This is a genomic window from Pontiella sulfatireligans, from assembly GCF_900890705.1.
GTDB classification, from domain to species: Bacteria; Verrucomicrobiota; Kiritimatiellia; order Kiritimatiellales; family Pontiellaceae; genus Pontiella; species Pontiella sulfatireligans.
The window spans coordinates 2,000,714-2,026,101 of sequence record NZ_CAAHFH010000001.1; the positions used below are offsets into that span (position 1 = coordinate 2,000,714).

Annotated in this window: 19 protein-coding genes; 3 read left to right on the forward strand and 16 right to left on the reverse strand. The window is 51.0% G+C overall.

Annotation, left to right across the window (positions count from 1 at the left end; genetic code table 11):
• Positions 1-15: 15 nt before the first annotated feature.
• The 6 genes from SCARR_RS06785 to SCARR_RS06810 are packed head-to-tail and all read right to left on the reverse strand — an operon-like array spanning position 16 to position 9,115.
• Positions 16-2,043, reverse strand: a complete 2,028-nt coding sequence (locus SCARR_RS06785; RefSeq protein WP_136060746.1) for a protein kinase domain-containing protein — start codon at positions 2,041-2,043, stop codon at positions 16-18.
• Positions 2,043-2,660 (reverse strand): RNA polymerase sigma factor, encoded by a 618-nt coding sequence (locus tag SCARR_RS06790; RefSeq protein WP_136060747.1) that lies wholly within the window; start codon positions 2,658-2,660, stop codon positions 2,043-2,045. The genes SCARR_RS06785 and SCARR_RS06790 overlap by 1 nt, the downstream gene beginning before the upstream one ends.
• A 30-nt stretch (positions 2,661-2,690) precedes the next feature.
• Positions 2,691-4,199, reverse strand: coding sequence for a sulfatase-like hydrolase/transferase (locus SCARR_RS06795; RefSeq protein ID WP_136062125.1), 1,509 nt, complete (start codon positions 4,197-4,199; stop codon positions 2,691-2,693).
• A gap of 18 nt (positions 4,200-4,217) precedes the next feature.
• Positions 4,218-5,780 carry a sulfatase-like hydrolase/transferase gene (locus SCARR_RS06800; protein ID WP_136060748.1) on the reverse strand — a complete coding sequence of 521 codons (1,563 nt, stop codon included), beginning with the start codon at positions 5,778-5,780 and terminating at the stop codon, positions 4,218-4,220.
• Positions 5,781-5,794: 14 nt separating this feature from the next.
• Positions 5,795-7,432 (reverse strand): sulfatase family protein, encoded by a 1,638-nt coding sequence (locus tag SCARR_RS06805; RefSeq protein ID WP_136060749.1) that lies wholly within the window; start codon positions 7,430-7,432, stop codon positions 5,795-5,797.
• Positions 7,433-7,450: 18 nt separating this feature from the next.
• Positions 7,451-9,115, reverse strand: coding sequence for an alpha-L-fucosidase (locus SCARR_RS06810; protein WP_168433067.1), 1,665 nt, complete (start codon positions 9,113-9,115; stop codon positions 7,451-7,453).
• 142 nt (positions 9,116-9,257) lie between these two features.
• Between SCARR_RS06810 and tnpA the strand changes: the two genes are divergently transcribed.
• The 3 genes from tnpA (at position 9,258) to tnpC (ending at position 11,510) form a co-directional block, all read left to right on the forward strand.
• Positions 9,258-9,587: an IS66 family insertion sequence element accessory protein TnpA gene (gene tnpA, locus SCARR_RS06815; RefSeq protein ID WP_136059628.1), complete on the forward strand. Its 330-nt coding sequence runs from the start codon at positions 9,258-9,260 to the stop codon at positions 9,585-9,587.
• A complete protein-coding gene (tnpB, locus tag SCARR_RS06820) occupies positions 9,575-9,922 on the forward strand; it encodes an IS66 family insertion sequence element accessory protein TnpB (RefSeq protein WP_136060751.1) in 348 nt (115 codons plus the stop codon). The genes tnpA and tnpB overlap by 13 nt, the downstream gene beginning before the upstream one ends.
• 64 nt (positions 9,923-9,986) lie before the next feature.
• Complete coding sequence (gene tnpC, locus SCARR_RS06825) at positions 9,987-11,510, forward strand: IS66 family transposase (protein WP_168432867.1); 1,524 nt, start codon at positions 9,987-9,989, stop codon at positions 11,508-11,510.
• 206 nt (positions 11,511-11,716) lie between these two features.
• Here tnpC and SCARR_RS06830 read toward each other — a convergent pair whose 3' ends face one another.
• From SCARR_RS06830 to SCARR_RS06875, 10 genes are all read right to left on the reverse strand, one after another.
• A complete protein-coding gene (locus tag SCARR_RS06830; RefSeq protein ID WP_136060753.1) occupies positions 11,717-12,526 on the reverse strand; it encodes a glycoside hydrolase family 16 protein in 810 nt (269 codons plus the stop codon).
• Positions 12,523-14,088 carry an alpha-L-fucosidase gene (locus SCARR_RS06835; RefSeq protein ID WP_168433068.1) on the reverse strand — a complete coding sequence of 522 codons (1,566 nt, stop codon included), beginning with the start codon at positions 14,086-14,088 and terminating at the stop codon, positions 12,523-12,525. Before SCARR_RS06835 ends, SCARR_RS06830 begins: the two co-directional genes overlap by 4 nt.
• Before the next feature lie 97 nt (positions 14,089-14,185).
• A complete protein-coding gene (locus SCARR_RS06840) occupies positions 14,186-15,190 on the reverse strand; it encodes an SGNH/GDSL hydrolase family protein (protein WP_136060755.1) in 1,005 nt (334 codons plus the stop codon).
• Position 15,191: 1 nt separating this feature from the next.
• Entirely contained in the window at positions 15,192-16,778 is a 1,587-nt protein-coding gene (locus SCARR_RS06845) for a sulfatase family protein (protein ID WP_168433069.1), read from the reverse strand.
• Between the two features lie 4 nt (positions 16,779-16,782).
• Positions 16,783-18,273, reverse strand: coding sequence for an alpha-L-fucosidase (locus tag SCARR_RS06850; RefSeq protein ID WP_168433070.1), 1,491 nt, complete (start codon positions 18,271-18,273; stop codon positions 16,783-16,785).
• Positions 18,274-18,344: 71 nt separating this feature from the next.
• A complete protein-coding gene (locus SCARR_RS06855) occupies positions 18,345-20,561 on the reverse strand; it encodes a right-handed parallel beta-helix repeat-containing protein (RefSeq protein WP_136060758.1) in 2,217 nt (738 codons plus the stop codon).
• 107 nt (positions 20,562-20,668) lie between these two features.
• The gene (locus tag SCARR_RS06860; RefSeq protein ID WP_136060759.1) at positions 20,669-21,550 is read right to left on the reverse strand and encodes a dTDP-4-dehydrorhamnose reductase family protein; all 882 of its coding nucleotides are present in this window, start codon (positions 21,548-21,550) and stop codon (positions 20,669-20,671) included.
• A gap of 160 nt (positions 21,551-21,710) precedes the next feature.
• Positions 21,711-22,037, reverse strand: coding sequence for a hypothetical protein (locus tag SCARR_RS06865; protein ID WP_136060760.1), 327 nt, complete (start codon positions 22,035-22,037; stop codon positions 21,711-21,713).
• A 20-nt stretch (positions 22,038-22,057) separates the two neighbouring features.
• The gene (locus SCARR_RS06870; protein WP_136060761.1) at positions 22,058-23,638 is read right to left on the reverse strand and encodes an alpha-L-fucosidase; all 1,581 of its coding nucleotides are present in this window, start codon (positions 23,636-23,638) and stop codon (positions 22,058-22,060) included.
• Positions 23,639-23,646: 8 nt separating this feature from the next.
• Positions 23,647-25,323, reverse strand: coding sequence for an alpha-L-fucosidase (locus SCARR_RS06875; RefSeq protein ID WP_136060762.1), 1,677 nt, complete (start codon positions 25,321-25,323; stop codon positions 23,647-23,649).
• Positions 25,324-25,388: the final 65 nt, after the last annotated feature.

A 25,388-nucleotide genomic window follows, 5' to 3' on the forward strand; every position in this document is an offset into this window, starting at 1 on the left:
TCCTTCATCCTGCGCTCACTCCGCTAACGGCAACTCGATAACCGTGATATATCCGGGGACATTCTTGATTTGACTCTCCCTGAACTGCCCGGGAGCAACAACCACCTCTGCGAGTAAATCAAAACTTTTCAAGGCACCTAGTCCAGCAATGGATTCAGCGTTGCGAATGTCCAAACGGGCAAGGGGAAGATCCCGTAATGTACCCAACTTGGAAAAGTCGGTATCGCGTAATTCGAGTGTATGCAGGTTGAGCCATCGAAGCAGACTCTGATGCGAGGTTCCACGGTCACCGCTCTTTAAGTTTTCCAGCCCCGCCCCTCCAATGGTGAGCGAACGCTGCTCGGCATCAAATTCATAAATGCGGTTGGTCCAAGCAGGGTTGAATGACTCTAACACCGCTTCTACCACAATACTGCGATCCGACAAATCGGGACGACGCCTAAGGTCATAAGCCGCCATCTTTTCTATCAATGTTCGTCGGAAGGCTTGTGAGCCATGCTTGACGGAGCGAAACAGCTCAGCCAACTCATCAGGTTTCAACAGCTCATCGTCCACTTTGCCTGCAGCATACTTCGCGGCAACGGCTTCCAATGGGACATATTTTTGCGCATATTGAAGAAGGCCAGAGGACTCGTTAAAACACTGCTGGATAAACAGGATATAACCCTTTTCACTGCGGATATAGGTGTCTTTGGGATTGAGTTCAATCGCCAGATTCAGCTGATAGAGCATTTCCAGATAGGCTCGTTCATCCCGATGAGCAACATAGGGGAGCATATCGGATGCCGCCAAACTGCTGTCGAGCAGTTCGGTGGCATGATCCCGTTGCCTCTCTTCCGCCCGTTCCTTTTCCGCACGATACAGCCGGAAGGAGTTTTCCGCATGCTCTTTTGCCGTGCGCTCGCGCTGTTCCCGCTCCCTAAGAGCCACCATAAACCAGGCGGTAATGGCCATGACCAAAACCAAACCAATGGCTATGGTCCGGCAGATCCGGCGATTGCGCTTATACAGCAACATAAGCATTCGCCCAAACCCCGCCCCCTCGGCGGAGGTCGGAAATCCTAGCAGATAATTACGAATATCACTACACAGCTCTTCAACTCCTCGGTAACGCTGCTCCGGTTCAAGCGCCATAGCCTTGTGGACTGCTGCCACGAGGCTCTTCGGGGCCGAGTGCGGGATAGCACCGGTTGTCCCCTTCAAGGTCATCGACATAATCTGCTCACTGCTCCCTGAAAATGGCGCGACATGGGCCAACAGCGAAAATAAAATGGCTCCGAGCGCATAAACGTCGGCCTGATCGGTCGGCCGAGACAATCCTTTAATCTGTTCCGGTGCCATAAACCCCGGGGTTCCGCGGATTTTCCCGAATGCCGTCACCGAATTGAGCAGGTCGGGATGCATCCGCAACGGATCTTCACCGATTCCCTCTTCATCCACAATACAGCCCAATCCCCAGTCGCAAACCTTGACCTCACCGAACGGGGCTACCTGAATATTGCCCGGTTTCAGATCCAGATGCAGCACCCCCTGCGAATGGGCATAGGCCACGGCATCACACACCTTGACAAAGATATCCAGCAACACTTCCAGCGGATAGCGGTCACGGTGAACGGCATCTCCCTCGTTCAGCTTCTTAAGGATTCCGGCCAGCGAATCCCCTACCTTCAGCTCCATGGTAAAGAACGGGCGCCCGGCATCGTTTATGCCGATATTATAAATGGAAATAATGTTTGGATGTTCCAGCCGGGCAGTCAAACACGCTTCACGCAGAAAAGGCTCGAACCATTCCTCAGGAGCCGTTTCGTGAAGGGTAGCCATGGCCACATAACGATCAGCCTTGCAGTCATGCACCCGACTGATCGTCTTCATTCCGCCAACGGCAATTGTGTCACAAAAACTGTACCGGTCCGTAACATCCCGAATACGGGTAAACAGGGTGTATTCACTGCTGAGATCATCGGCGGAAGATTCGGTGTCATAAAGGCCGGCCAATCGCTCTTCACGAGAACCAGGAAGCTCGTTGTTTTCCCTGTCGGCCATTAGAACTCCAGCTCCTCACGGAGTTTTTCCACTTCTTTCAAAAGCCGGCGTTTTACCCGGTTTTTCAGCGAGTAGACCGAAAAGCGCTGCATATTCAACCGCCGGGCAATTTCTTCGGCCGGTACCTCATCGAGCGACAGTTCAAATACGTCCATTGCTTTGCCGGAAAAAGAATCCCGAACCTTATCGATCGCCAGTTTTGTGATATACACCTTCCACTCCCGCTGAAAAAGGGTATCAAACTCCTCCACAGAACCCAGCCCGGAAACTTCATGATCACTTTTATAAAGCGTATGCTTTTTCTGACGGCGCGCATAGGTATCAAAATAGGCATAAACCGTGTTACGAATGATTCCAGACAGCCAACTTCGGAAACCGGCCCGATCAGCATCATAGGATGACAGCTTTTTCCAGACCTTCACCAAAATATCCTGCGATAGATCATCGCGCATATCCGGTGCTACATTCATTTTTAAGATCAGAATCCGAATGAATCCCTCATAGTAAGAAACAAACTCAGTCCAAGCGGCCTCATCATCCGGATCGCTCGCGCGCTGGAGCAACGTCTTCCGCGTAATAAACTGCTCATTACGCCCTGTTTGTGAGTTTTTTTCCATAGGTTAGCCGATCCAATATCTTGAAAAATATCACGGTCTCCCGATGTGTGGAAGGTACTCTTCTATTTCTTTTTTTTTGAGTTCCAGATGATCGCCCTTCGGATTATCAGGATGTCCAATCTTATGAATCTTGCTGCGTTTTCCGTCATTCTTGTAGACGGGATAATCCGGGATCACCGTATAAACCGGATCGCTGTCCGTTACAGGCATATCTTCGATCGGCTTGTACAGCCGTTTCACGACTGCCGCATACTCGGGGTTATCGATCAGGTTCTTTTTCTCGTCAGGATCGTTGATGACATCCACCAGCTTTTCCGGTTTGCGGTCAGTGCCGACAAACAATTTATACCGCTCCTCGCGAATGACCCGGTCGCGGAAATAGTAGATATTTTCAATGCCCTTGTCAGTGCTGACCCCACCGTGACTGCCCATAGCCATATTCCATTCGCGTCCGGAGTTTTTCACCTTTCCGGTGAATACATCCTTGGCAGAAAACCCGTCATAGACAAACCTGGACTCCGGTTCCGCGCCGCCCATATCGGCGAAGGTAGGCAGCATATCGGAAAAGTCAACCAGCGCATCGGAAACTACGCCCGCCGGGATCGTGCCGGGACAGTTGACAATGAACGGTGTATTCACACCATTCTCGGTCGTCAGAGTTTTTCCTCCCCGCACCTCTCGGTCATTCATTATGTTCGTCAAACTTTTTGAGGTGCCGTTATCACAGGTCCAGACAATGATGGTGTTGTCACGGATGCCTAGCTCGTCGATGTGATCCATCAGCTTGCCGGTCAGGTGATCGCAATAACGAACCATCGCCTTATGCATATCATACTTTTCCGTCACATCCGGCTCAAGCGGCGTGGTGGTCAGCGGGCCGTGCGGCAGTGCCAGCGGATAGTAGATAAAGAAGGGTTCATCCTTATTTTCGGTGATGAAATCGACGAGGAACTGGTTGTAAATATCGGGACCAAATTGGCCCGTGTAGGTTTTACTGCCTTCCTTGGTATGGATGTAGGGATTCCAGTAGCGTTCGCCGCTCGGATCGTTACCTTCTTCCCATCCTGTCCACATACAGTATTCATCAAATCCATGCTTCACCATCGCATCCGGCTGCTCACGAAAATCGTTGATCTGCCATTTGCCGGCGGCCGCGGTTTTATAGCCGGCCGATTTCATCACTCGCCCAATACTTGGATTTTTGCGCCAATCAAAGTAGCCCTTGCCCCAGCGCGGCACATCCCAATGGTTCACCCAGCCGTTACGGAACGGATATTGCCCTGTCAGGAAGCAGGTGCGGCTCGGCGTGCACTGCGGCATGGAGTAGGCATTGTTGAACCGCATGCCGCCTTCGGCCAGCTCGTCAATTCGTGGCGTTTCAATGCCTTCCGCGCCATAACAGCCGACCCACTCCTTGCCCAGATCGTCCAGCAGGACAAAGATAATATTGGGCTTTGAAATGTCGGCAGCGCGAACAGGTATTGCCCAGCCGACTACCGTTGCAATAACTATCAATAAAAAAACAATGCGCTTTATCATTTCAGTCACCTATTTCCTCTAATTAGCCGGCTGATCCCATAACCGATAGGGATCATCCAGTCGTTGCTGCTCCGATAGCAGACACGCTTCCATCTCTCTGAGCTTATCCGCATATTTTGGATCCTCGGCCAAATTAACCTGGTTAGGTTGGGGACGATTTCCGGTAAGCGCCACCACATCCGGATCATGATGTTCCAGAAGCAGCTCACCTGGGTTATCGGACAAATTAAAAAGCTGGGTTTCCCGGACCGTGCCATCGAGCACATCATATTTGATCAGCTTCCAATCGCCTTTCTTGACACAACGCATTCCCGGTTTGGTTCCACCGGAATAAACCCCGTAAAGCACATCGCGAACCTGCGTCATCTCACCTTCCAGCACCGGTTTAAAGCTGACTCCTTCAGTGAGTTCCGGAACATCAACAGAAGCCAGATCACACAGGGTCCGGAGCGTGTCGAGCAAGTAAATGTTGCCCGGCACACGTGTGCCGGCTTCAATGCCCGGCCCTTTCACAATAAAGGGAACCCGCCAGGTGTGCTCATAGAGGTTTTGTTTTCCAGTCAGCCCATGACGGCCGATCGCGATACCGTGGTCTGCGGTATAGAAAATATAGGTATTCTCTATCTCGCCCATGGCTTCAAGTTTCTCAAGCACCCGGCCGATCTGTATATCAAGATTTTCCGCACAGGCATATTCGCGACCGAGCTCATTCCGGATGGTCGCTTCATCTCGATTTGTCCAGACACCGGAAACGGCCACCTCATCGCGAAGATTCTTATGCCCAGGGTGAAAAGGATGAGCCGGAAGATAGTTCGGCTGAAGCGCTGGCGCCGGATTTTCCGGATCCGGTTTCGGCAGCGAATTTTCATCCCGATGGTTCGTCGCTCCATACTTGCGAAGCAGTTCGGGCTTTCCATCCCGAGTGTCATGCGGATGGGAAAATCCAAGATAGATCAGGAACGGATCTTCGTCCCCGGTTTTTTCGCGTTCTGCAAGATAGTCCAACACCCGCTCGGCATGCCAGGCGCTGCCCTTTTCGTCGGTCCCGCCTCGGTTGGTTTTGTCATGAACCACGGTAAACAGATCATTCGCCGCCTGATAGCTGTTGCCCCGCTTGCAGGTGCGCATCGTATCGTAGCCCGCTCGGTTGAATACGGCCCCCATGGTATAGTCCGCCAGATTCGGAGGAACCAGCTCTGGATTATCAGCATTCGGATGACTCGCCTTCCCGGGCTTTCCCGGAATATGCCAAACCGTCCGCCCACTCATGATCATGTGGCGAGACGGAGTGCAGACTCCGCCAATCCACGCGCCCATGTGATGCGCCCCGTCGAAAACCATCCCGTCGGCCGCCAAGCGGTCAATCACCGGGGTATCCAGCTCTGAAGATGGATCATACAGCTTCAAATCAAACGGCGACTGGTCATCGGCAATGATGAATAGAATATTGGGCCTATCCTGCCTGTCCGCCGTAGCTTTAGGGAAGGAGGAAGCTTGTCGATGAGGTCGTTTGTCTGCGGCTTGAGCCAAAGCACAGAGCCCGACAAACAATAAGGCGCTTATTTTAAATCGGTGTTGCATTATATTTCTCCTGGTTATTTCTTTTTCTTCTTATGGCCTTTGGTTTTCACGCCAATCGGGGTTTTCACCACTTGGTTGGAAATTTGAATGGCCTCTTCTTCACCGCCATTCCAGTGTTTTTCAACAATCGCCTGAATATGCGGATAGTTCGCATCTGAATCTTTCACCTCGGTACGCGTTGCCTTTAGCTGTTCTTTCAGCTTTTTCTCGATTTCCTTGTATTCAGGATTACCGTGCAGATTGTTCATTTCCAACGGATCATTTTTAATATTGTAGAGCTCCCAGCCGGGCGGTGTACGACGATTACCGTTGGCCTTTTTTTCATCCGCGCCGTAGAAAAAGATCAGCTTCCACTCCTTGGTGCGGATGCCAAAATGGGCTGGGTTGTAATGATGTATCATATGCATCCAATAGCGGTAGTAGGTGGCCTGGCGCCAGTCAGACGGTTCCTTGCCGGTCTCCATAATCGACCGGAAGCTGCGGCCCTGCATGGAGGCGGGGGTCGCGACCCCAGCGTAGTCCAGAATCATCGGCGCGAAGTCGGTGTTATTAATCAGCGCGTCGGAGCGCGTACCCGCCGCAATGGTTTTGGGATAACGAACGATGAACGGCATGCGCATTGATTCCTCATACATCCAGCGTTTGTCTACATAGTCGTGCTCACCCAGCATCATGCCCTGGTCCGAGGTATAGATAATCAGCGTGTTATCCAGTTCACCTTCCGATTCAAGATAATCGAGCAGCCGTTTGATATTATCGTCCACCCCGCGCACACAGCGCAGATACGTCTTCAGATAGTACTGATAACTGGCGCTTTTTGCCTCGTCATCCGTCATCGCGGCAACCGATGCCTTCTGATCCCGACCGATCCCTTTCAACTGCGTGCGATATGCATGGCGTCGGCCAACCGACGTTCCGATATTAAAAAGAAGTTCATCGTTATAACCACGGGTAGCGATCGAGCCGTTTTTCTTATTATCAAACAAACTATCCGGCTCAGGAATCTCGATTTCCGCATAGAGGCTGTCGTAGCGCTCATGCGCATCCCACGGGCCATGTGGTGCCTTAAAATGAGTGAGCAGCATAAATGGCTGTTTTCTGTTCCGGTTCTTCAGCCAGTCAATGGATGACCGGGCGATTAGATCCGAACAATACCCTTCTTCCGTAACCTGCAGCTCATCGGCATCCGGCGAAACCCGCAGACCAAATTCCGGGTTGTGATATTTCCCCTGCCCTTTAAGCACCTTGTAATAGTCAAATGCCAGTGGTTGAATCCCGAGATGCCATTTGCCGATGACAGCGGTCTGATAGCCCGCTTTGCGCATCTCCAACGGCAACGTCTGATTTTCCTCGCACACCTTCCCTCCAAGATTTCGCACACCGTTAACATGGCTATATTGCCCCGTCAGGATCGAGGCGCGACACGGACTGCAGACCGAATTGTTGCAGAATGTATTCTCCAACACCATGCCCTCCGCCGCCAGTTTGTCGAGTGTCGGCGTCGGATTCAGCGGCGCCAACCGCCCGCCATACGCGCCGATGGCATGTGCCGCGTGGTCGTCCGACATGATGAACAAAATGTTGGGGCGCCCCGCCGCCTGAACCGACGCAGTTCCGACCAACAACAATAAGAACAGTCTAATAAAAGTCATACGTTTTCCCGTTATCAATTAACCCAGTGGTGATCCTTTAAATACCGGCCAGTCCCCTTTGCGTTTGATGGGGTCATCCAGCTTTTCTCGCGGCGCATCATCAATCTTTCCAGCTTTCGGAGTGACCTTGAAGGTGTAGGAGACCTCGCACGGAAGCACTTCCGGGAATACGAGCATCAGCCCTTCATCCGTCTGTTTCCAGTCGATCTTTTCATCAGACCCCAACATGGAAACGGACGCTATGCCGGCACCGTTCTTCGCCACGTTTCCTGTACGCAGGGTTTGAATGGTAACCGCCCCGCTTTCAGGAACACCAACCACATGCACATACAGCGATGAATAATCTTTGCTCCGGGTAAAACGAAACGCTTGTCCCTTGCTTTGTTCCAGTTGATCAAAGCCCCACTTGGCCTGTATCACGCCCGGCTTTTTTCTGTTTTCGCGAACAACGCGCAGTTCATCACCCGTTACGCCCTCTTCGACTACCTTCCACGGACGGGTGCTATAAATCCCCTCTCCGTTGACCCGCAGCCATGCGCCGATACCGGCCATAATTTTCTTTTCCTCATCAGGAATCGAACCGTCGCCTTTCGGCGTGAGAGAAAGCAGCATCACACCACCGCGTGCGGAAATATCGACGATGCTGACGATATGATAGGACGCCTTCTGCTTATAGGTCTTATTGCGAACCCACGTCCATGGATAACCGATCGCCCGGTCAATCAACCAGTCACCGCGCACATCCCGCTCCATATCACGACCATTTTCATAGCAGCGCAGCCCGAAACCGACTGGAAAATTCCATAGCGTTGTACCCGGAAGTTTATTGGCGATCACGGTCTGTTCTACATACGGAGTGCCGTTGTTGTAGTAATCGGCAAAACAGTTCAGCAATGCATCCTCATTAATCACCCCCGAAACAATCGATCCGGAAAGGCCGTCGAACCAGAACATGTCGGGTTGATACTTTCGCATTACTTCATTCACCTTATTCTGCCATTCAAGGCCGAATTGCTCCTTGGTCATATAATCCGGATTAAAATAGATATCGGCATACTTCGGATCAAAGATGTCCAGCTTCGCCTTTTCTTCGTCTGTAAAACCGGCATTCTTCGCCGATTTTTGTGAAAATCCGTAGGAACGGGCATGGTGAAAGGTCGCCAGCAACTTCATGTCGTCACGCTTACGCACTTCTTTGGCAATCTCTCCATACAGATCGCGTTTCGGCCCCCGATCCATGCTATCCCACGTGGTATACTCGCTGTCCCAGAGTGCAAACCCATCGTGGTGGGCCAGACAGAGGCCGGCAAATTTTACCCCACCGGACTCCATGACATCCACCCACTCTTTTGCATCAAACTTCGGCGCGGTGAACTGATCGACAATTTCCTTATAGCCAAACGTCTCAATCGGCCCGAATTGTTCTTCATGAAACTTGCGGTAGCCTTCTTTATCCTTCTCCGGGGTAGTATACATCTCGGCGATGTAGGTATTTCCCTTATAACCAGGCACCGAATACGGTCCCCAGTGTGTATAAATTCCGAATTTGGCATCCTTAACCCACTCAGGAATGGCCACCGTCTGCAGCGACTCCCAGGTAGGTTCACAGTCCGCAGCCAATGCGTTGATTCCTATTAACGCAATAACGGTTAAGAGCGCTGATTGCTTTCCAAGGTTTCCCATAATAAATCTCCAAATAGGTTTAAATCTGTACAAGTGATCAACCATGGAACTCCACTACCGACCAACTTTTTGATGATGTAGCGTAAACGCCTCTTCTTTCACCCCGTAGTCAGCTCCGGCAAAGCCTGATAATTTGTCAGGCATGGATACGAATGAAAACAATGTGTCGGGGCGGGCTTCCTATACGGAGGAAGAACGCCGGGAACTGATCGAGGAGTTTAATTCAGCGGGGCTGACCCAGGCGGCGTTTTGCCGGGAATGGAGCATCAACCCGAAAACGCTGGCCCGTTGGCTGCGAATTGAACGTCAGGAATCTGAGGTTGCTTTTTGCGAGGTGGAAGTTCAGCCCGGACCTCCTGAGATAGATGAACTGAAGATCTTTCTGCCGAACGGGATTGAGGTTCAGCTTCCAATTCCGTCACTGAATGAACTCGGTATGGTTCTGCGGGAGGCTGCCGGATGTTTGGATTAAGTAATTCAATCCGGGTATTTCTGGCGGTTGAGCCGGTGGATCTGCGTAAGAGCTTCAACGGATTGCACTGTGTAGTGCAGGATAGGTTAAATGAAGATCCGTGTTCGGGCACATTGTTTGTGTTTACGAACCGACGGAAAAACCGGATCAAGACGCTGTACTGGGATGGTACCGGCATGTGGGTTGCTATCAAGCGGCTTGAAAAGGGCTGTTTCAGTTGGCCTCAAGGCGTTGGCGCAGATGAAAAGCTTAGTCTTGCTCCGGAAGCGCTGGCCCTGCTGCTCGATGGAGTTGATCAAAAACAAGGCTCGCTCAAACCTTGGTATCAGCGCTGATTTTTTTTGCATTTTCCATCAGGTTGGTGCCGCATTTTCAACGTGTTTTGGTATAATGTACGGCATGAATTTTAACCGGGAAAATTTTGATCTGATGGTAAAGGAGCGGACGTCTCTGAATGCCGAAAACACTCAGCTCAAAACCGAAGTTAAACTGCTTAATGAGAAAGTTCAGTATCTGCTGAAAAAACTGTTCGGGCGCAGTTCCGAAAAGTTAAGCCCGGATCAGATGGAACTACTGCTCGATGAACTGCAGGAAGCCCAAGAGGCTCTGGAAATAGCGGAAGAGGCCGAACAGGATGATTCAGAGCCGGTTGAGTCCCGTCGAGGAAAGCGCAAGCCGCTCAAGGAACGGGTCCCGGAAGACCTGCCGGTTGAGCAGGTGATCATCATTCCCGATGAGGTTCAGGGAAATCCTGGTCGCTATAAAAAAATCGGGGAGGAAAAAGTACGGGAGCTCGACGTTGTTCCGACCCGGTATTTTATCCGTGAAATCATTCGAGAAAAGTTTATTGAGATTGATAACCGTGAAGTGCCGCCGCTGATCGCACCAGCTCCGGCAAGACTGATTCCAAACAGCTATGCTTCTGCCGGTCTGCTCCTACAGATCATTCTGAGCAAATATTGCGACCATCTTCCGCTCTACCGTCAGGAACAGGTTTTAAAATACCGCCACGGCATCGAAATCAGCCGCAAAACCATGGGCAACTGGATGTATCTTATCGCCGACTGGTTAACGTTGATCTACGAAGCACTGAGAAATGAAATCCGGCAAAGTGAGTATATTCAGGCCGACGAAACTTTTATCAAATACCAAGACCCGAAAAAGGACCATTGTCCCAATGGATACCTATGGGCCTATCACAGTCCAGGCGTTGGAGTGCTCTTTGAATGGTTTCCGAGTCGTGCTGCATCATGTCTTGATTCGATGCTGACAGATTACGCCGGTCTTCTGCAAAGCGATGGATACGGTTCTTATCCGTCATGGCTGAACGACCCGGCTCATGAACAGGAAAAGGGAAATATTATTCATGCCTGCTGCTGGGCACATGCCCGGCGTAAATTTCATGAGGCCGGGGATTCAATCAGCCGGAAAATTATCAAACTCATTGCGAAGCTCTATCGCAACGAAACCACGTTGCGCAAACAACCGGAGCTCGACCGGGCAACCTATCGGCAGGAACACTCTGCTCCAGTGCTTAATGAAATAAAAACCATTCTGGATCGTGAACAGAAAAAACAACTGCCCAAAAGCAAGCTCGGAGAAGCTATCAGCTATACCCTCAAACGCTGGGACAGCCTGAACCTGTTTCTTGAGCACGGGAAGCTGGAAATCGACAATAACCTTGTCGAAAATGCCATCAGGCCCACGGCCATCGGCAAGAAAAACTTCCTCTTCTTCGGCAGCCCCCGATCCGGTCAGGATAGCGCCATCATATACAGTCTCATCGAAACCTGCCGAAAACTCGACATCAACCCCGCCGACTATTTGCGGGATGTGCTCGAAGCCCTTCCAACCATGGGACAGAACGAAGCTGCCAGCTGGACTCCGGCTCAATGGAACTCATCCCGCGCACAGTCAGCATAAATGCTGTCAAGTGGGTGAACGAACAGACGCATACGATGTAGCGGCAGTTAATCAAAAACAAAGAATTCCGATCTCAGTTTTTCCAAAGCCAATGACGCTGGGCAAAACACCGCTTTATCGGAAGGCGCTAAACGAAATAGACCGAAAGGATGCGTTTACGCAGCAAGGAAGGCCACTCATTAAAGTGCACCGTTCAGCCATGCTTTTTATTGCCCAAGCAACGCCTGTTGCTCGTAAACGCGCACCCAGTCAACGCTCATGCTAGCGGGATAGTGTTCGGGATTGGTTGCCCCAGACCCATTCACCCATTTCCCGCCAATCTGCATGGAAAAAATGAAATAGAAGGGTTGGTCAAACGGCCATTGTTTGTCGCCAGCTGAAGGTACTCGAGGATAAATATGGGTTAACTTTCCATTGACCGTAAAAACAATCTGATCCGCATCCCATTCACAACCGTAGGTATTCCAGTCATCACGCTTAATCGCGGCGGTACCCCCGCTTTTCGGTGTATTGGTTTTATCGAATTTCACCGTATATTCTGAATGCACCGTTTGGTAGATCTTTTGATCGAAATTCAAGTGTTCCATCAGATCGATCTCGCCGTTAGCAGGCCATTGCCCCTCGACGCCCAGCATCCAAAGCGCCGGCCAGGCCCCCTGGGCACTCTTGAAGCGTGCCCGAATCTGCACTTTACCGTACTGAACCGAAAATTTGCCCTTGCTGGTAATTCCAGCTGTCAAATAAGGCGCCGGGTCTTCCACTCTCGCGTCATTGGCAATCCCATGAAGGTGTAACTTACTATCGTCGATCTCAAGCAATCGTGGATCATCTGACATGGTATTCGCCCAATCAGATTTCCCTCGATGACACCTTATCCAATTGGAATCATCCAACCTTTTTCCGTCGAACTCATCAAACCACACTAGTTTCCATCTGGAATCGTTATCCGCACCCATGGAGCAACCTAGATTCGACATATTGATAATAACAACGAACACCAAAAACTTCTTGATCACAGCACCCCTTCGACCTTGAAGACGGCGGCATATTTGTTCGGTCGGCTCTCCGGCACATTCAGCATCAGCGCTTCCGGCGTTTGCTCAAACTCAATTGCGGATCCATTTCCAATCATTGAAATGGAACTAATCTTTTCGGAATTATATTTTGAGGAGAGTCCCAACGACGGCACCTTAATTTTACCCGCCGTAGGATTCATCACAAAAAGATATAACGTGTCGCCTTTAGTTACAAAGCGAACCTCATCATGTCCGAAAGCAGGACTTGCAAGCGTGCGGGTATTGAAGTGCGTTTGTTTCTTACGCTTTTTCAAGGCCTTCAAATCTATTTCCCCCATAGCGCCTTTCTCGACGCGCAGGTGGGAGTCGAGGTTATCGCCGTAAATCTTCCATGGCTTGCTCGCATAGATCGCTTCGCTGTTCAGGTTCACCCATGCGCCCAGCTCATCCATGATTTTCCTGTGCTCCGGCGGAATGGTGCCATCAGGCATCAACTCCACATTCATCATCAGGTTGCCGTTCTTGCTGTTCATGTCGATCAGCATCTCTATCACGGTTCGCGCGCTGTGTTTGATCGGCCGCTCGTTTTTGTAGAACCAACTATTAAAGGTCAGGGTACCCTGCCACGGTGCCGATTTAATTTCTTCTGCTCCGCCCTGCTCCACGTCCTGGATGGTGGAGGGTTCGTTTTTACATTTACCCACCACAACCACATCAATCTTCCCGTCTTTTTTGAGAGCACGGTTATAAAAATCCGTACAGACCTCTTTGCCATAATTCTTGTAGGGGAAGCCGTTGCCATCGAACCAGAACATATCCACATCATATTTCGTGACCAGTTCCTTGTGACGAAGCACCCAGTTTTCCTTCACGCCCTTTTCCCATTGGGGCGTGCGTTTTTCAGGGGGCAGACCATAAAGTTCGGCGGGATCCAGTCCTTCCCACCATTTGCCAATGCCATCTTCTTTAGTCATGTGGCCATCATAGGGAACACCTTTATACGGCCCGTCCTTATCGGCGCCGAACGCGGGAAGCCACCACTGCATAAAGCGGTCATCGTGGGAGCTCACGCCAAATTTAAGCCCGACCTTCTTCGTTGATTTTTCAAACTCGCCTACGATGTCACGCTTCGGGCCGACATTCACCGAGTTCCATGCGAAGTGGGTGGAGTCAAAATTATCGAACCGATCATGATGGTTTGCCAAAATCATGAAATACCTAGCGCCGATATTTTTGAAATAGGTCAACAACGCATCCGTATCCAGATTTTCTGCCTTCCATTTGTTAAGGACATCCTTATATCCAATCTCCGAGGGGTGGCCATAGGTTTCACAATGATACGGATACGCATTTGTTCCCCAAAGCTGATTTCCGACATCCTGCATATACATGTGGCGGGCATACCATCCGCCCCCCTTTTCCGGCTGGGTCTGTGCGCCCCAATGGGCCCAGATTCCAAACCGTGCCTCGGCGAACCAAGCGGGGCACTCAAACTGTTCCCGCAACTCTTCCCAAGTGAGCTCTTTTTCCTGAGAATAACAAGAGCAACTCAAACGTGACATCAAAACCAAAATTAGTACGTATTTCGTCTTATGATTTTTCGCCATCATTTCTTTCCCAAGTTCGTTTTATCCTGTCTTCCTTCATTCTTCCGGTAGTTCACTTCGGCATTTCCATAATTTTTGTGGCGACCAGTTCGGCCTGCCGCTGCTTTCCGATCTCTTCAAAATGGACATTTGCCGGCTTCTGATCAGCAGGATTTGCTTCGGTCAGCGCATAAAGATCATTCAGCACAATGGATGGATGTTTCCGGCGAACCTCTTCCGCAACCCGATTATACTGAACTTCTTCACCTTTAACGCGACCGCCTGACCCATCCGGTACGATGGTAGTATTGGCCCAGATCAGTTTGGCTCCGGTCGTTTCCAACCGTTGGAAATAATTTTCAAGATTGGTGCGATAGGCGTCCGGGCTGTTTACATGCTCGCCGTTGACATCGAGCTGATTATTGATCACGCGCTTCATGTCGTGGAGGCCGGTATTAAAATGAATCACATCCCAGTTGTTATCGCCCATCCAGAACTCAAATTGCGCCAGCGCCTTTTTGGAATCGCCGCCGTTTTCAGGTATGCGATAGACATTGCACTTTCCCTTCAGTGCTTCCCGAACATAGGGCGTATAGCCAATGGAAATCGAATCGCCGATCAGCAGAATATTCGGTAGCATTGGATCGCGCACAACAAACTGAAACGCGGATTGTTTTCTGGATGCAGGCGCAAGCGCCGCCATCCAGATCGCTTTGTCGGTATAGAGTTTTTTTGAATCTCCTCCGCCCACAAAGAATTCTGTGGTGGCGGTAGTGATGGAACCGGAAGAATCGGTCACGGCTAGTTCAAAAACCACATTGCCGGGACTTTCCGGATGGTAGATGGCATAGCGTTTGACCAGCTCCAATCGACCTCCCCCGGAAACGATGCGATAGGCGTAGTCTAACCGGGGACCGTCTTCGGCATCCTTTGCAACGCCGCGCACAACAATCTGTTCAACGCCCTGCTCGCCCTGCAGTTTTTTTTGAACCGAAAAGCGTAGTATCTCAGGTTGCTTGTTTTCAGCGGCATGAATGCCGATGGCTGAAAACAGAAATAGAATAACGGCACATTTCATCTTATTGCTTCCCGGAGTTTTTTCGTTTTTTACTGCCATACGACTTCTCAAATTCTGCCTGCCATTCCAGATAGTGTGCTTTTGTTCGTTTATCCATGTTTGCGGTTTTTTCTGTCCACGAAAGATTCCGGTCATAAATCTTTCCAAGCTGTGGATACCCATATTCCGCTACGCATTCCTTTTCCCAAATCGAAAGCGAATCATCATATATTTTCCGCATGCGCTGGAGCACTTCCTGCTTTTCCGGATTACCCACCTGATTATTCATTTCAAACCGGTCGGACTTCAGCATGAAAAGTTCCTCTGCGACATCCATGCCCTCCGCAAACGGCCAGTGGATATACTTATAGTCTTCAATGACTACAGCCAGTGAATGTGTTGGCGCAATACCGAAACTGTTAATCAACAGGATGGAATCATGAATTCGGCCTGATGGATAATCCAGCAACGGCAACAGGCTCTTCCCATCCATATGATCCGGCACCAGAAGCCCCGCAAGGTCGAGCACGGTCGGAGCCATGTCGATATTGGCTGTAACGCTTTTAACGCGCGCACCCGTTCCGGAGACCGGATGACGAGGGTCATAAATCATCATCGGCGTCCGGCTTGGCTCTTCGTATGGAAGCACTTTTCCTCCCATGCCGTTTGCACCGCAACTGTACCCATTATCCGTTAAAAACAGGATTACGGTATTCTCCGCAATGCCCTGTCGTTCCAGCTCTTCACGAATCATTCCGACGGCATAGTCGATGCCGTAAACCAGCTGGTTATATTTCCGCATGGTTTCCTGATAGTGCTCAGGCTTGAAATCCTTGTAATGCCGATACTGCCTTCCGGCTTTGGCCTGCGGCGGGCGAAGGCTCGCTCCCGCCTCATCAAAATTGGGAGGTTCTTCCCAGACGGTATCGGCATATACATCATTAAAAAACGGGTCGGGCTTCATGGGCCCATGCGACGCCTTGAAGCTGACCGATAAACAGAATGGTTTGCTCTGCTCTTTTGAACGCTTGATAAAATCCTGAGCTACGGCACCGCAGGCCCGGGTTACATGGGGATACTTTTCGGCATAATCGGAAACAAACTCATTTTTTTCCGTATTGTAATCGCCCTGCCCCGGCCAGCCGTACCATTCATCAAACGAATCGATCGGCAAATCTTCATTGCTGTGATAGCCGGAATTTCCATCCACCCCTTTCACCGCGAAACCAAACTTGCCGATAAAGCCGGTATGATATCCCGCATCCCGTAACTGAACGGGATAGGAGCTCGCCCATTTTTCCTCAGCCAATGGTCCACGCTGAAAGTTACACCCGGTTTTATATTCATACATACCGGTCATAACCTGAGCCCGGCTCGCCATGCAGATGGCCGTCGTATCATACGCCCGGTCAAAAACAACACCATCGTCTGCCAGACGGTCAAGGTTCGGCGTCTTTACCTGCGTGTTGCCATAGCACCCTAAGGTTCGATAACTTTGGTCATCAGTCAGCAGCAGGATAATATTCGGGCGTTGCTGATCAGCAGCCCGAGCCATTGGAACCGCTGTCGCGGCAGCAATCCCGGTGTGTATAAAATTCCGGCGATTCATTTTGTTACAACTCCAACTTGTATACCGCAGCCAAACGAAACGGTGCATCGTTTGCTGAAAGCTTAAGGCCGGCTGAAGTCATGTCCCATTCAACCGTTATATCCGAACCAAGCAACGAAATCGATTTGATATCTTGGTCAAAACCTTTGAAGGAAACCAGCACCACGTCCTGTTCCAAAGGTTGGAATGCGATAATGAAAATCACGTCTTCTTTGGCTGTAAAGCGGAACTCTTTTTCGTGGATGTACATGCTGTGGCTGGTATGTACCACACCTGCCTCGTCCTCGATCAGCTCGCCACTCCATTCGCCGTAGGTTTTCCAAGGTTTGGAACCATAGATGGCCTCGCCGTTCACCTTGAGCCATTCGCCCATGGCGAGCAGACGAGTCTGCATGCCTTCCGGAATGGTGCCGTCGGCCTTGGGGCCGATGTTCAGCAACAGGTTCCCGTTTTTACTGACAACGTCGCACAGCAGATGAATGAGTTCCGCGGGCGTTTTGTAGAGCTCGTTGATCTCCTCGTTTTCCATGTAGGCATAGGAGGTGCCGAGCGTGGCCGGATTCTGCCAGCGCGGACCAATGGCATCCAACTGCAGGTTATCGGCTTCAACACAGCCCACGCCCTTCGGCCAGTTGATGGTTTTACCCTTGTTATTAAAATAAACCTGTTTGCCCCATTTCTGAGCGGTGTTCAGATAGTCCGCAATCATTTCCTTGAATGCCGTTTCAAACTTTGCGACCTGAGGGCCATCTTCCCGCAGGAACGGAACATCATCAATCCAGAGGAAATCAGGCTGATACTTCGTTTCGGCCTCTTTCCATCGGGCAACATAGTCGGCAATAAAAGCGTCGTCGTATTCGAACGGACCGTAGAGCGAGGCGGCTTCCGGCATGCGCTTAATTTCTTCGTCGATCAAACCGGTTTCACGGGTAAAGCGATCGGGATGTCGTTCGCGGTGGTATGAAATTCCATATTTCATGCCTTCGGCGCGGACCGCTTTCCCGAGGTCACCGATCAGGTCGCGCTTGGGGCCTTTTTTCGTAGCCGTCCAGGGAGTGAGTTCAGAATCCCACAGCACGAAGCCGTCGTGGTGTTCGCCAGTCGGAATCACATAGGTCGCGCCAGCATCCTTAAACAGCTTGGCCCACGCGACCGGATCCCAGTTCTTCGCGGTGAACATCGGCACCATATCCTTGTAGCCAAACTCCGGCATCGTTGCGCCGAATTTTTCGATCATGAAGTCCGTGTAGCGCTCCGGCCTCTTGTACATATCGGCGGTGATGGCTTCGGCGTAGCCGCGATGTCCATCCTTGTAACCAGCCACACTATAAGGCCCCCAATGAATAAAGATGCCGAATTTCCCTTGGTCCCACCATTCCGGAACCGGCGCTTCCGCCAGCGACTCCCAGGTCGGCTCAAATTGCGCGGCCAACACATTGATTCCAAACAACGCGACAAGACCTGACAGCGCCAACTTCACTCGTTTCCCACTCATAATCATTCTCCACAACGCAGTTGGCACGCAACCCATTTTATAAAATGAGTTCAAACGTTAATCTCCGAAAATCATCGGGACAACTCATCTTGATCCATGGCCATATATTTTTCAGGATAGCCCTTGCCCACACCAAAATTCTTAATTGATACATCGAACGGCTTGAAGCCGATGGCATTGATCAGCTTTTTATTGGTTACCCGGTAGTCAAAGTTGTCCAGATCCTGGAACTGTGGATCCATGATGACAGCGTGTTCCTCGATTCCATTCTTTCGCTTCTCCGCCAGATCCTCTTCAGCGCCCGGCCAGAAATAGCCGTTGTAGTCCATGTTGTATTCGTACGGAACCGTTTTCGTGCCCTCTTGGTGAAGGAACATCTTGCCCCACTTGAACAGCGTGTTTGGAATGTATGTTGCAGAGGTGCTGTAGAAAATATTATGCTGAATGTCCGACTTCGGCTCGAAGAACTGCTGCGGATAGGCGCGGAAATGGATCCCTTTACCGCAGTTGATCAGGATGTTGTTTTCAATGGTATTGATACCTTTGTGGATGATCCCGATATTCTTGGCTTCGTGCACAATGTTGTTGCGAATATCCGTTCCGTCCTGCCAGTCGTCGGTGCGGATACCAACATAGGGGATGTCGTACAGGTAGTTGTTATGCACCTTGTTCCCCAATCCGGCACCGGACACATTGATGCTCGAACCATCGCTGAGCTTGAGCATGGTGCGCTCCACGCGGTTGAATGAAACCGTATTGTTTCGGGCATGCAGATACGGCGCGTAGCGTTGGATGATGGTCTTGGATTCATCAATCGTGTCTTCGATCTCCTTCCATCGGATGGTGCGCGATGCTTCATCGAAATTGCACTCCTGCTTCAGCAAAATCTGGCAACGTACGCCGCATAGGCCGACCGCTTTGCGCGGAACATCGTGAATATAGTTTTTCCGAATCAGGTTTTCGCCGCTCTGCCACACGAAGATGGAGTGGCCATGCCAAACAATTTCACCACAGTCGTGGATAATGTTGTTTTCGATGGTGTTGTTTTTATTTACGTCCTTGGTGCCCGGACCATAACCCGCCAACAGGATGCCCATGTGCCCAACGTGGCTGATATAGTTGTTGCGTATGGCGATTTTCTGCGCGTGCAGGTCCAGCCGCATAGCGCTTCCGCCACTGTTGGTGAAACGGCAGCCGTCGACCAGGCAGTTTTCCGCGCCCCGGAAGCGCAACAGTGCGTTGCCATAGTCGAACGTATCCCAGTCGTGCTGGATGCCCCAACCCTTGCGGTTTTTGTACCATACCGTACGGTCGCCATGGCTGAACGTCAGGCCCTTGAACTGAATATTTTTCGCTGGAATATCGCTTGGCAGATCGTATCGGATTTTGCCTTCAACACGAACCAGCTCCATCAGCTGCGGTGCCAGAATGTTTTTCGACGGCGTTCCCGATGCCGGCCAGTAGTAAATCTTGCGAGTCTGCGTATTCACGCACCATTCGCCAGGCTCATCCAGATAGTCGATCACATTCTCCACCCATCCAAACCGATGTTTCCCACTGGAGAATGGAAGCGCGTTTGCCTCGAAGGCCAGATAGGCAATTTTCTTATCCATATCCACTGATTCAAGCTGGATAAAGTTCAAATTCCACGGAACCGGATTAAAGAATACTTCTACATCGGACAGGTTGGCCCAATCCTTGATCTGGTCTTCGAACGGAAACATGCGCAGATGGATGCGATCCTTGTTGTAGAAAACATTCTGGCTGTCGGCGCGCTTGACCTCGTCGTTGCGCGGCATCTGGAATTCCTCGCTCTTGGCACGGGTCAGGCGCGTATCGCCATCGAACAGCGTGCGGAACGTATCGACACCTTCCGGCATATCCGCCACCCAGAGATTTCCCTTTGTCGCGGAGGGAGTACCTTCCGGATATTCGACAGCCTTGGACCACCCATTTACAGGTGTACCCGAAGAAAGAACCGGAATCTCGTCCTTGTAGGCCTGAAAAACCAGCGCCGTCCCATTTACTGGAGACTGTTTCAACCCTAAAACCAGCGTTTCATCCAGCTGATAACGACCACCCCTCAGGTTCACAATAATATCTTCAGAACAACCGGACTTGATAAGCATTGTCGCCTTGGCCTTGGCTTGTTCCAAGGTTTGGAACGGTTGATCAATGCTCCCATTGTTCTGTTCACTGCCGGAGGGCGACACAAATAAGTCTGCCGCGAAAACACTCCCCGCCATCCCTAATCCAAGTAAAACAAATCTACCAATTCTCAAATTCATCAAATTCCCTTTTGTTTCGTCTTAATAAAAATATTGAAGCAGGTATTAAATTAAACGCCGCAATGCTCCGCAATTTGATGCTTTTATTCCCAAACCGCCACATTCATTCATTTGAGGAATGGCTTGACGAGGCCGCCAATTTCCTCGCGGAAAACACGTTTTTGAACTGGCGCGAGCTTCGCCAGCAGAGAATCGTCCAGATGGCAGTTGCTTGGGCGCGGAGCGCCCTCCGCAGGAGTGCTGTCCGCTCGGAGATGCACGCTGCTGAGCCCGCAAGCTTCCGCGATGATGTTCGCCATCTCAAATTTCGTATAGGCCTCATTCCCCGAAAAGTGAAGAATTTCAGGCAAGCGCTCGCCCTGCTCCAGTAGATCAGCCACCCCCCGCACCGCTACCGCAACATCATCCACATGCGTGGGATACCGAACAGCCCAATGATCGACTGCGGTTTCCTCGTTCTGCTCCAGAAAGCGGGCAATTATGGTAACTGCAGATTCATCTAGACTTTTAACCGGGCCATAAAGAATGGGCACCCGTAGTACACAAACCTCCGCTCCGGACTCCAGTGCGGCAATCTCTCCGGCCCGTTTGCTTTCCCCGTAATAATTCAACGGGTTGGGTTTCGCATCAACCGCATACGGCGGCGATGTTCCATCAAAAACATAATCAGTGGACAGGCACACCAGAACAGCACCAGCCTCTCTGGCCGCGGCGGCCAGAAATGTAACAGCAGAAACATTCAGCGCATCCGTTGCATCACGATCATTTTCACAGATATCGGGACGACGTTCCGCAGCAGCGTGGATAATCAACTGCGGCTGAAAAGTCTCCACGAGAGCCACTACTTCATCCTGCCGACGCAGATCCAAACGCTGCACCGGGGGAACACAACGGGAGAAACCCGTTGCATACAACTCATAATCCCCTTCAAATTGCCGAACAAATGCTCGCCCCAATAACCCAGACGCACCAGTTATCAAAATTCTCATTAGAGTCTCCCTCCTGATGCGAAACTATAACCTGACGGGAAACTATGACAACAACCTAAGACTGCTACGGAAAGTTCTTCCACTTTGCGCCAAAGACGATTTTCTCTTGTGCAGTCATCGGGTAGCCATGAAATCCCTAATGCAACATTTCCATTTTTCCCTATGTATCTTCGCCCCGGATTTCGTTCATCACTTTTAATAATTGTTTCTCCTTGGTGATGGCATGTTCACCGGGAGATAAAAGAAGATTATTCCTTTCGCCAACATCGTCCTTGAGGTTGAACAACTGGCAAGGAGTTCCTCCAGTTTTCCCCTTGGCTGATTTCAGGTCGTTGTTGTCCGCATCCCAGCGGGCGCCATTTCCGCCGCCACCCGTTCCATCGTCATAATAAAGCACAATGACATTCGGCCTGCTACTCGCACCGAATGCGGTCATTGCAACAATAGAGATGGCGAATAAGTAGCCCGTGCGGTTAAACATATTCATGACTGCAATCCTCAATAAACTTACGTCTGTTTGGGCAAAGTCATCAGCTTTTCATCATAAGGCGGTTTGCTCTTATCGAGTTCGCCCTCGACCTGAATTTCGAACGACAAAGCCCACTCGTTGGGCAACGTTGGAGGAAGTTCAATTGCAAGAAATTCGTCCGAACGCTTCCACTTTACAGCACCATGCCCCAGTAATTTTATGGATTTGATTTTATTGATATTTGAAACACTGGTTTCCGTAGAGAGGGATTGAATTTTCACAACGCCGGAAGGCGGGACGCCCAGCATAGTCGCATAGAGTTTTTCGCCGTTGCGGGTAAAGCGCACGTCGGTGTGATCCAGTTTTGACGGATCGGGCTGGATGCCGCGCGAAGGTTTTTTGCTGTCATGGTGGTACTGGAAGTATTCCAGCTTTTCCGTGTGTCCTTCGGCGAAGATTTTCCATGGCACGGCGTCGTAGATCGCCTCGCCATTCTGGCTCAACCAAGAACCGATCCCTTCCAGCAGATCAATCTGTCCCTGATCCATCGTACCGTCCGGACGCGGGTTCATGGAAAGCAGCAGGCCACCGTTACGAGCCACTAAATCGCAGAGGCGAACGACGACATCGCGCGGCTTTTTGTATTCCATGCCCTTCTGCCAAGACCAATCGCACCACCCTATGGCAGACGGCGTATCATCTTCCCACGGCCATTCGATATAGAGCGGACGTTTATGCCCGTTTTCATAGGAGTAGAGTCCGAAGTTTTTGCCGAAGTTGCCCTTGTTATGAACACAAACATCCTTGCCTTCCTTTTCAGTCATATTGAAAAAGTCGGCCAGTATGCGTTCGGTTCCGTAACCACCGCCACCGCCGTCAAACCACAGGACATCCGGCTTGTATTTATCGATCACTTCCTTGGTCATGTCGTAGCGAACCTTCGCGAAATATTCCTCGTCGCCCATGAACCAGTAATAATTCCGCAGCGAGGGATCCAGCAAGTCTGCCTTGGCCATTTCCGGCGTGGACTCGAGGTTTTTCCGAACGCTCTGGAAATGCTTATAGGTTCGTCCATGATGAAACGAGGTCATGGTTTTCATGCCTCGTTTTTTAATCTCCTTCATGATCTCTCCCAGAAGATCACGGCGCGGCCCCAGTTTGCCCGCGCAATAATCGACAACGTCGCTGTCCCACATCGCATAGCCATCATGATGCACTGCGCAGATGCCTGCATATCGCGCGCCGGAGCGTTTCACTAAATCGGCCCACGCGGCCGGGTCGAAGTTTTCGGCCTTAAACTGATTCGCCAGATCCTTGTACCCAACGCCCTCTTCAACGGCTCCGATATACTTTTCAAATTCGCGCCGCTTATCCGTCATCCGCGGGTTGTAGACCCCATGGTAGGCGCAGATGACATCATTCGCCCAGTTTTTGTTCACATCCCAACCGCCCACCTGGGAATAGATGCCCCAGTGGGCGTAAACACCAAACTTGGCATCCTTCGCCCATTGAGGAACCTGGTGTTCCCGCAGCGAATCCCAGTTCGGCTCATACTCCGCCCGGACGGCGGCGGTGACGGTGGCGAACGCCAACGCAAAACAAGTGAATATACTCTTCATGCCAGCTCCTATTTGATCTTGAATGCAAAGGCGAAATCGCAGGGCTTGCTCTTGGGCAGCATGATTTCAAGTCCGTTATCCGTGCGCTTCCATTCTAATTCCCCATCGAAGCCGATCAGCTCGACCGACTTGATGGCGCTCGGGCGGTATTCCGAGCCTTTTGCAAGCGACTTAATGACGGTCTTGCCGCTCTTCGGCCAGGCCATCATGATGGCATAGACGGTCTTGCCATCCTTGGACTGCGTGAAACGGTAGGCCCCATCCTTATCCGACTTCTTATAATCCCACATGATGCCTTCACGGCTTTCGACTAGCTTCCACGCGGTGATTGGACCTTCGGCGGGAATTATCCAGCGGCGAGTGTTATAGATGGCCTCGCCGTTGACCTTCAGCCAGTCGCCGATGCCATAGCAGATGGCTTTTTCCTTCGGGTGGATCTCGCCGGAGGCCATCGGCGTGAGCGAAAGCAGGTAAATGCCGCCACGCGCCGTCTGGTCGCAGATGGCGCGGACGTGGATATCGGCACCGAGGTTATAGGCCTTGTCGTGCGTATAGCTCCATGGATACGAAATCGCGCGGTCCGTCAGCCAGTATTCTCCGGCATCGGGAGGCATGTTGCGATTGCCTTCGTAGCAGCGGATGCCCGTGTTTTCCGGAAAGTTAAAGTGGCAATAGTTCTGGCGATCGCCTCCCGGCAGCTTGTTGCAGAGCACCGGCTCCTGACCATTGGCCGTTCCGGATTTCAGATAATCCTTCAACACTTCCACCACATAGTTTTCCGGCGAGTTCGGCAACGTACGGTTAATGCCATCGAACCAGAGAAGGTCGGGGCTGTATTTTTCGGTGACTTCCATGATCTTGGCGCGCCACTCGGCTGCAAAATCCTGAATCGTCTTTTCGCCGTTGGGCATGCCCCAGAAAAAGTCGGCCTTTTCCGGATCGAACAGGTCCAGCTTGGCCTTCTGATCTTCCGTGTAGACGCTTTCGTCGAAATCCTTATAGGCGAAATTATAGGTGCGCGCATGATGGAACGTGGCGACGGTTTTGAAGTTCGCTTTCTTGGCGGCTTCCACGAATTCTCCGTATAGGTCGCGCTTCGGCCCCATATTCGCGCAGTTCCAGCGATTGACCTTGGAATCCCACATCAGAAAGCCGTCGTGGTGCACCAGACCGAGTCCGCCAAACTTTGCACCGGTGTCCTGCATCAGCTTTACGAAATCTTCGCCCTTGTATTTCTCGGCCTTGAACATGGGAATAAAATCCGTGTAGCCGAATTCTGTGGGGTCGCCGTAGGTCTTGATATGGTGGTTATAGGTATCCTCGCTTAAAGAAACCTTTTTACCCTTTACCCCGTTCGGGGTGTACATGTTGCGAACGTAGGTGTTGCCCTTGAAACCCGGCACGGAATAGACACCCCAGTGCGTGTACATGCCAAACTTTGCATCGATCAACCATTCAGGAATCTGGTAGCCGGTAATTTCCGCCCAGTCAGCCGCATATTTTGGATCGGGCTTCGAATAGACCGGCCGCTTCCATTTTCCGGCAATGGCTTCAAGCTGTGCGACTTCCTCCTGCCCCAGTTTCGCAATCACCAGGTCATTATATTCGTTTTCACCCTTTTCAGCGCTCGCCAGCGATGCCACGCCCAGGATTGAGACTAGGGAGTATTTCAAAATTGAGTTCATGATTGTTACCTGCCTTCGTTAGATTGGTTTAATCATGTAACTCCGCCGCACGGCAGAGTTTGATG

Excerpts from the sequence above, each read along its gene's own strand:
- SCARR_RS06855 (WP_136060758.1), bottom strand. The coding sequence starts at position 20,561 with ATGAATTTGAGAATTGGTAGATTTGTTTTACTTGGATTAGGGATGGCG.
- SCARR_RS06810 (WP_168433067.1), bottom strand. The coding sequence starts at position 9,115 with ATGGGAAACCTTGGAAAGCAATCAGCGCTCTTAACCGTTATTGCGTTA.
- SCARR_RS06850 (WP_168433070.1), bottom strand. The coding sequence starts at position 18,273 with ATGAGTGGGAAACGAGTGAAGTTGGCGCTGTCAGGTCTTGTCGCGTTG.
- SCARR_RS06860 (WP_136060759.1), bottom strand. The coding sequence starts at position 21,550 with ATGAGAATTTTGATAACTGGTGCGTCTGGGTTATTGGGGCGAGCATTT.
- SCARR_RS06835 (WP_168433068.1), bottom strand. The coding sequence starts at position 14,088 with ATGTCACGTTTGAGTTGCTCTTGTTATTCTCAGGAAAAAGAGCTCACT.
- SCARR_RS06870 (WP_136060761.1), bottom strand. The coding sequence starts at position 23,638 with ATGAAGAGTATATTCACTTGTTTTGCGTTGGCGTTCGCCACCGTCACC.
- tnpA (WP_136059628.1), top strand. The coding sequence starts at position 9,258 with ATGGATACGAATGAAAACAATGTGTCGGGGCGGGCTTCCTATACGGAG.
- SCARR_RS06840 (WP_136060755.1), bottom strand. The coding sequence starts at position 15,190 with ATGAAATGTGCCGTTATTCTATTTCTGTTTTCAGCCATCGGCATTCAT.
- tnpB (WP_136060751.1), top strand. The coding sequence starts at position 9,575 with ATGTTTGGATTAAGTAATTCAATCCGGGTATTTCTGGCGGTTGAGCCG.
- SCARR_RS06790 (WP_136060747.1), bottom strand. The coding sequence starts at position 2,660 with ATGGAAAAAAACTCACAAACAGGGCGTAATGAGCAGTTTATTACGCGG.
- SCARR_RS06875 (WP_136060762.1), bottom strand. The coding sequence starts at position 25,323 with ATGAACTCAATTTTGAAATACTCCCTAGTCTCAATCCTGGGCGTGGCA.
- SCARR_RS06845 (WP_168433069.1), bottom strand. The coding sequence starts at position 16,778 with ATGAATCGCCGGAATTTTATACACACCGGGATTGCTGCCGCGACAGCG.
- SCARR_RS06800 (WP_136060748.1), bottom strand. The coding sequence starts at position 5,780 with ATGCAACACCGATTTAAAATAAGCGCCTTATTGTTTGTCGGGCTCTGT.
- SCARR_RS06785 (WP_136060746.1), bottom strand. The coding sequence starts at position 2,043 with ATGGCCGACAGGGAAAACAACGAGCTTCCTGGTTCTCGTGAAGAGCGA.
- SCARR_RS06805 (WP_136060749.1), bottom strand. The coding sequence starts at position 7,432 with ATGACTTTTATTAGACTGTTCTTATTGTTGTTGGTCGGAACTGCGTCG.
- tnpC (WP_168432867.1), top strand. The coding sequence starts at position 9,987 with ATGAATTTTAACCGGGAAAATTTTGATCTGATGGTAAAGGAGCGGACG.
- SCARR_RS06865 (WP_136060760.1), bottom strand. The coding sequence starts at position 22,037 with ATGAATATGTTTAACCGCACGGGCTACTTATTCGCCATCTCTATTGTT.
- SCARR_RS06795 (WP_136062125.1), bottom strand. The coding sequence starts at position 4,199 with ATGATAAAGCGCATTGTTTTTTTATTGATAGTTATTGCAACGGTAGTC.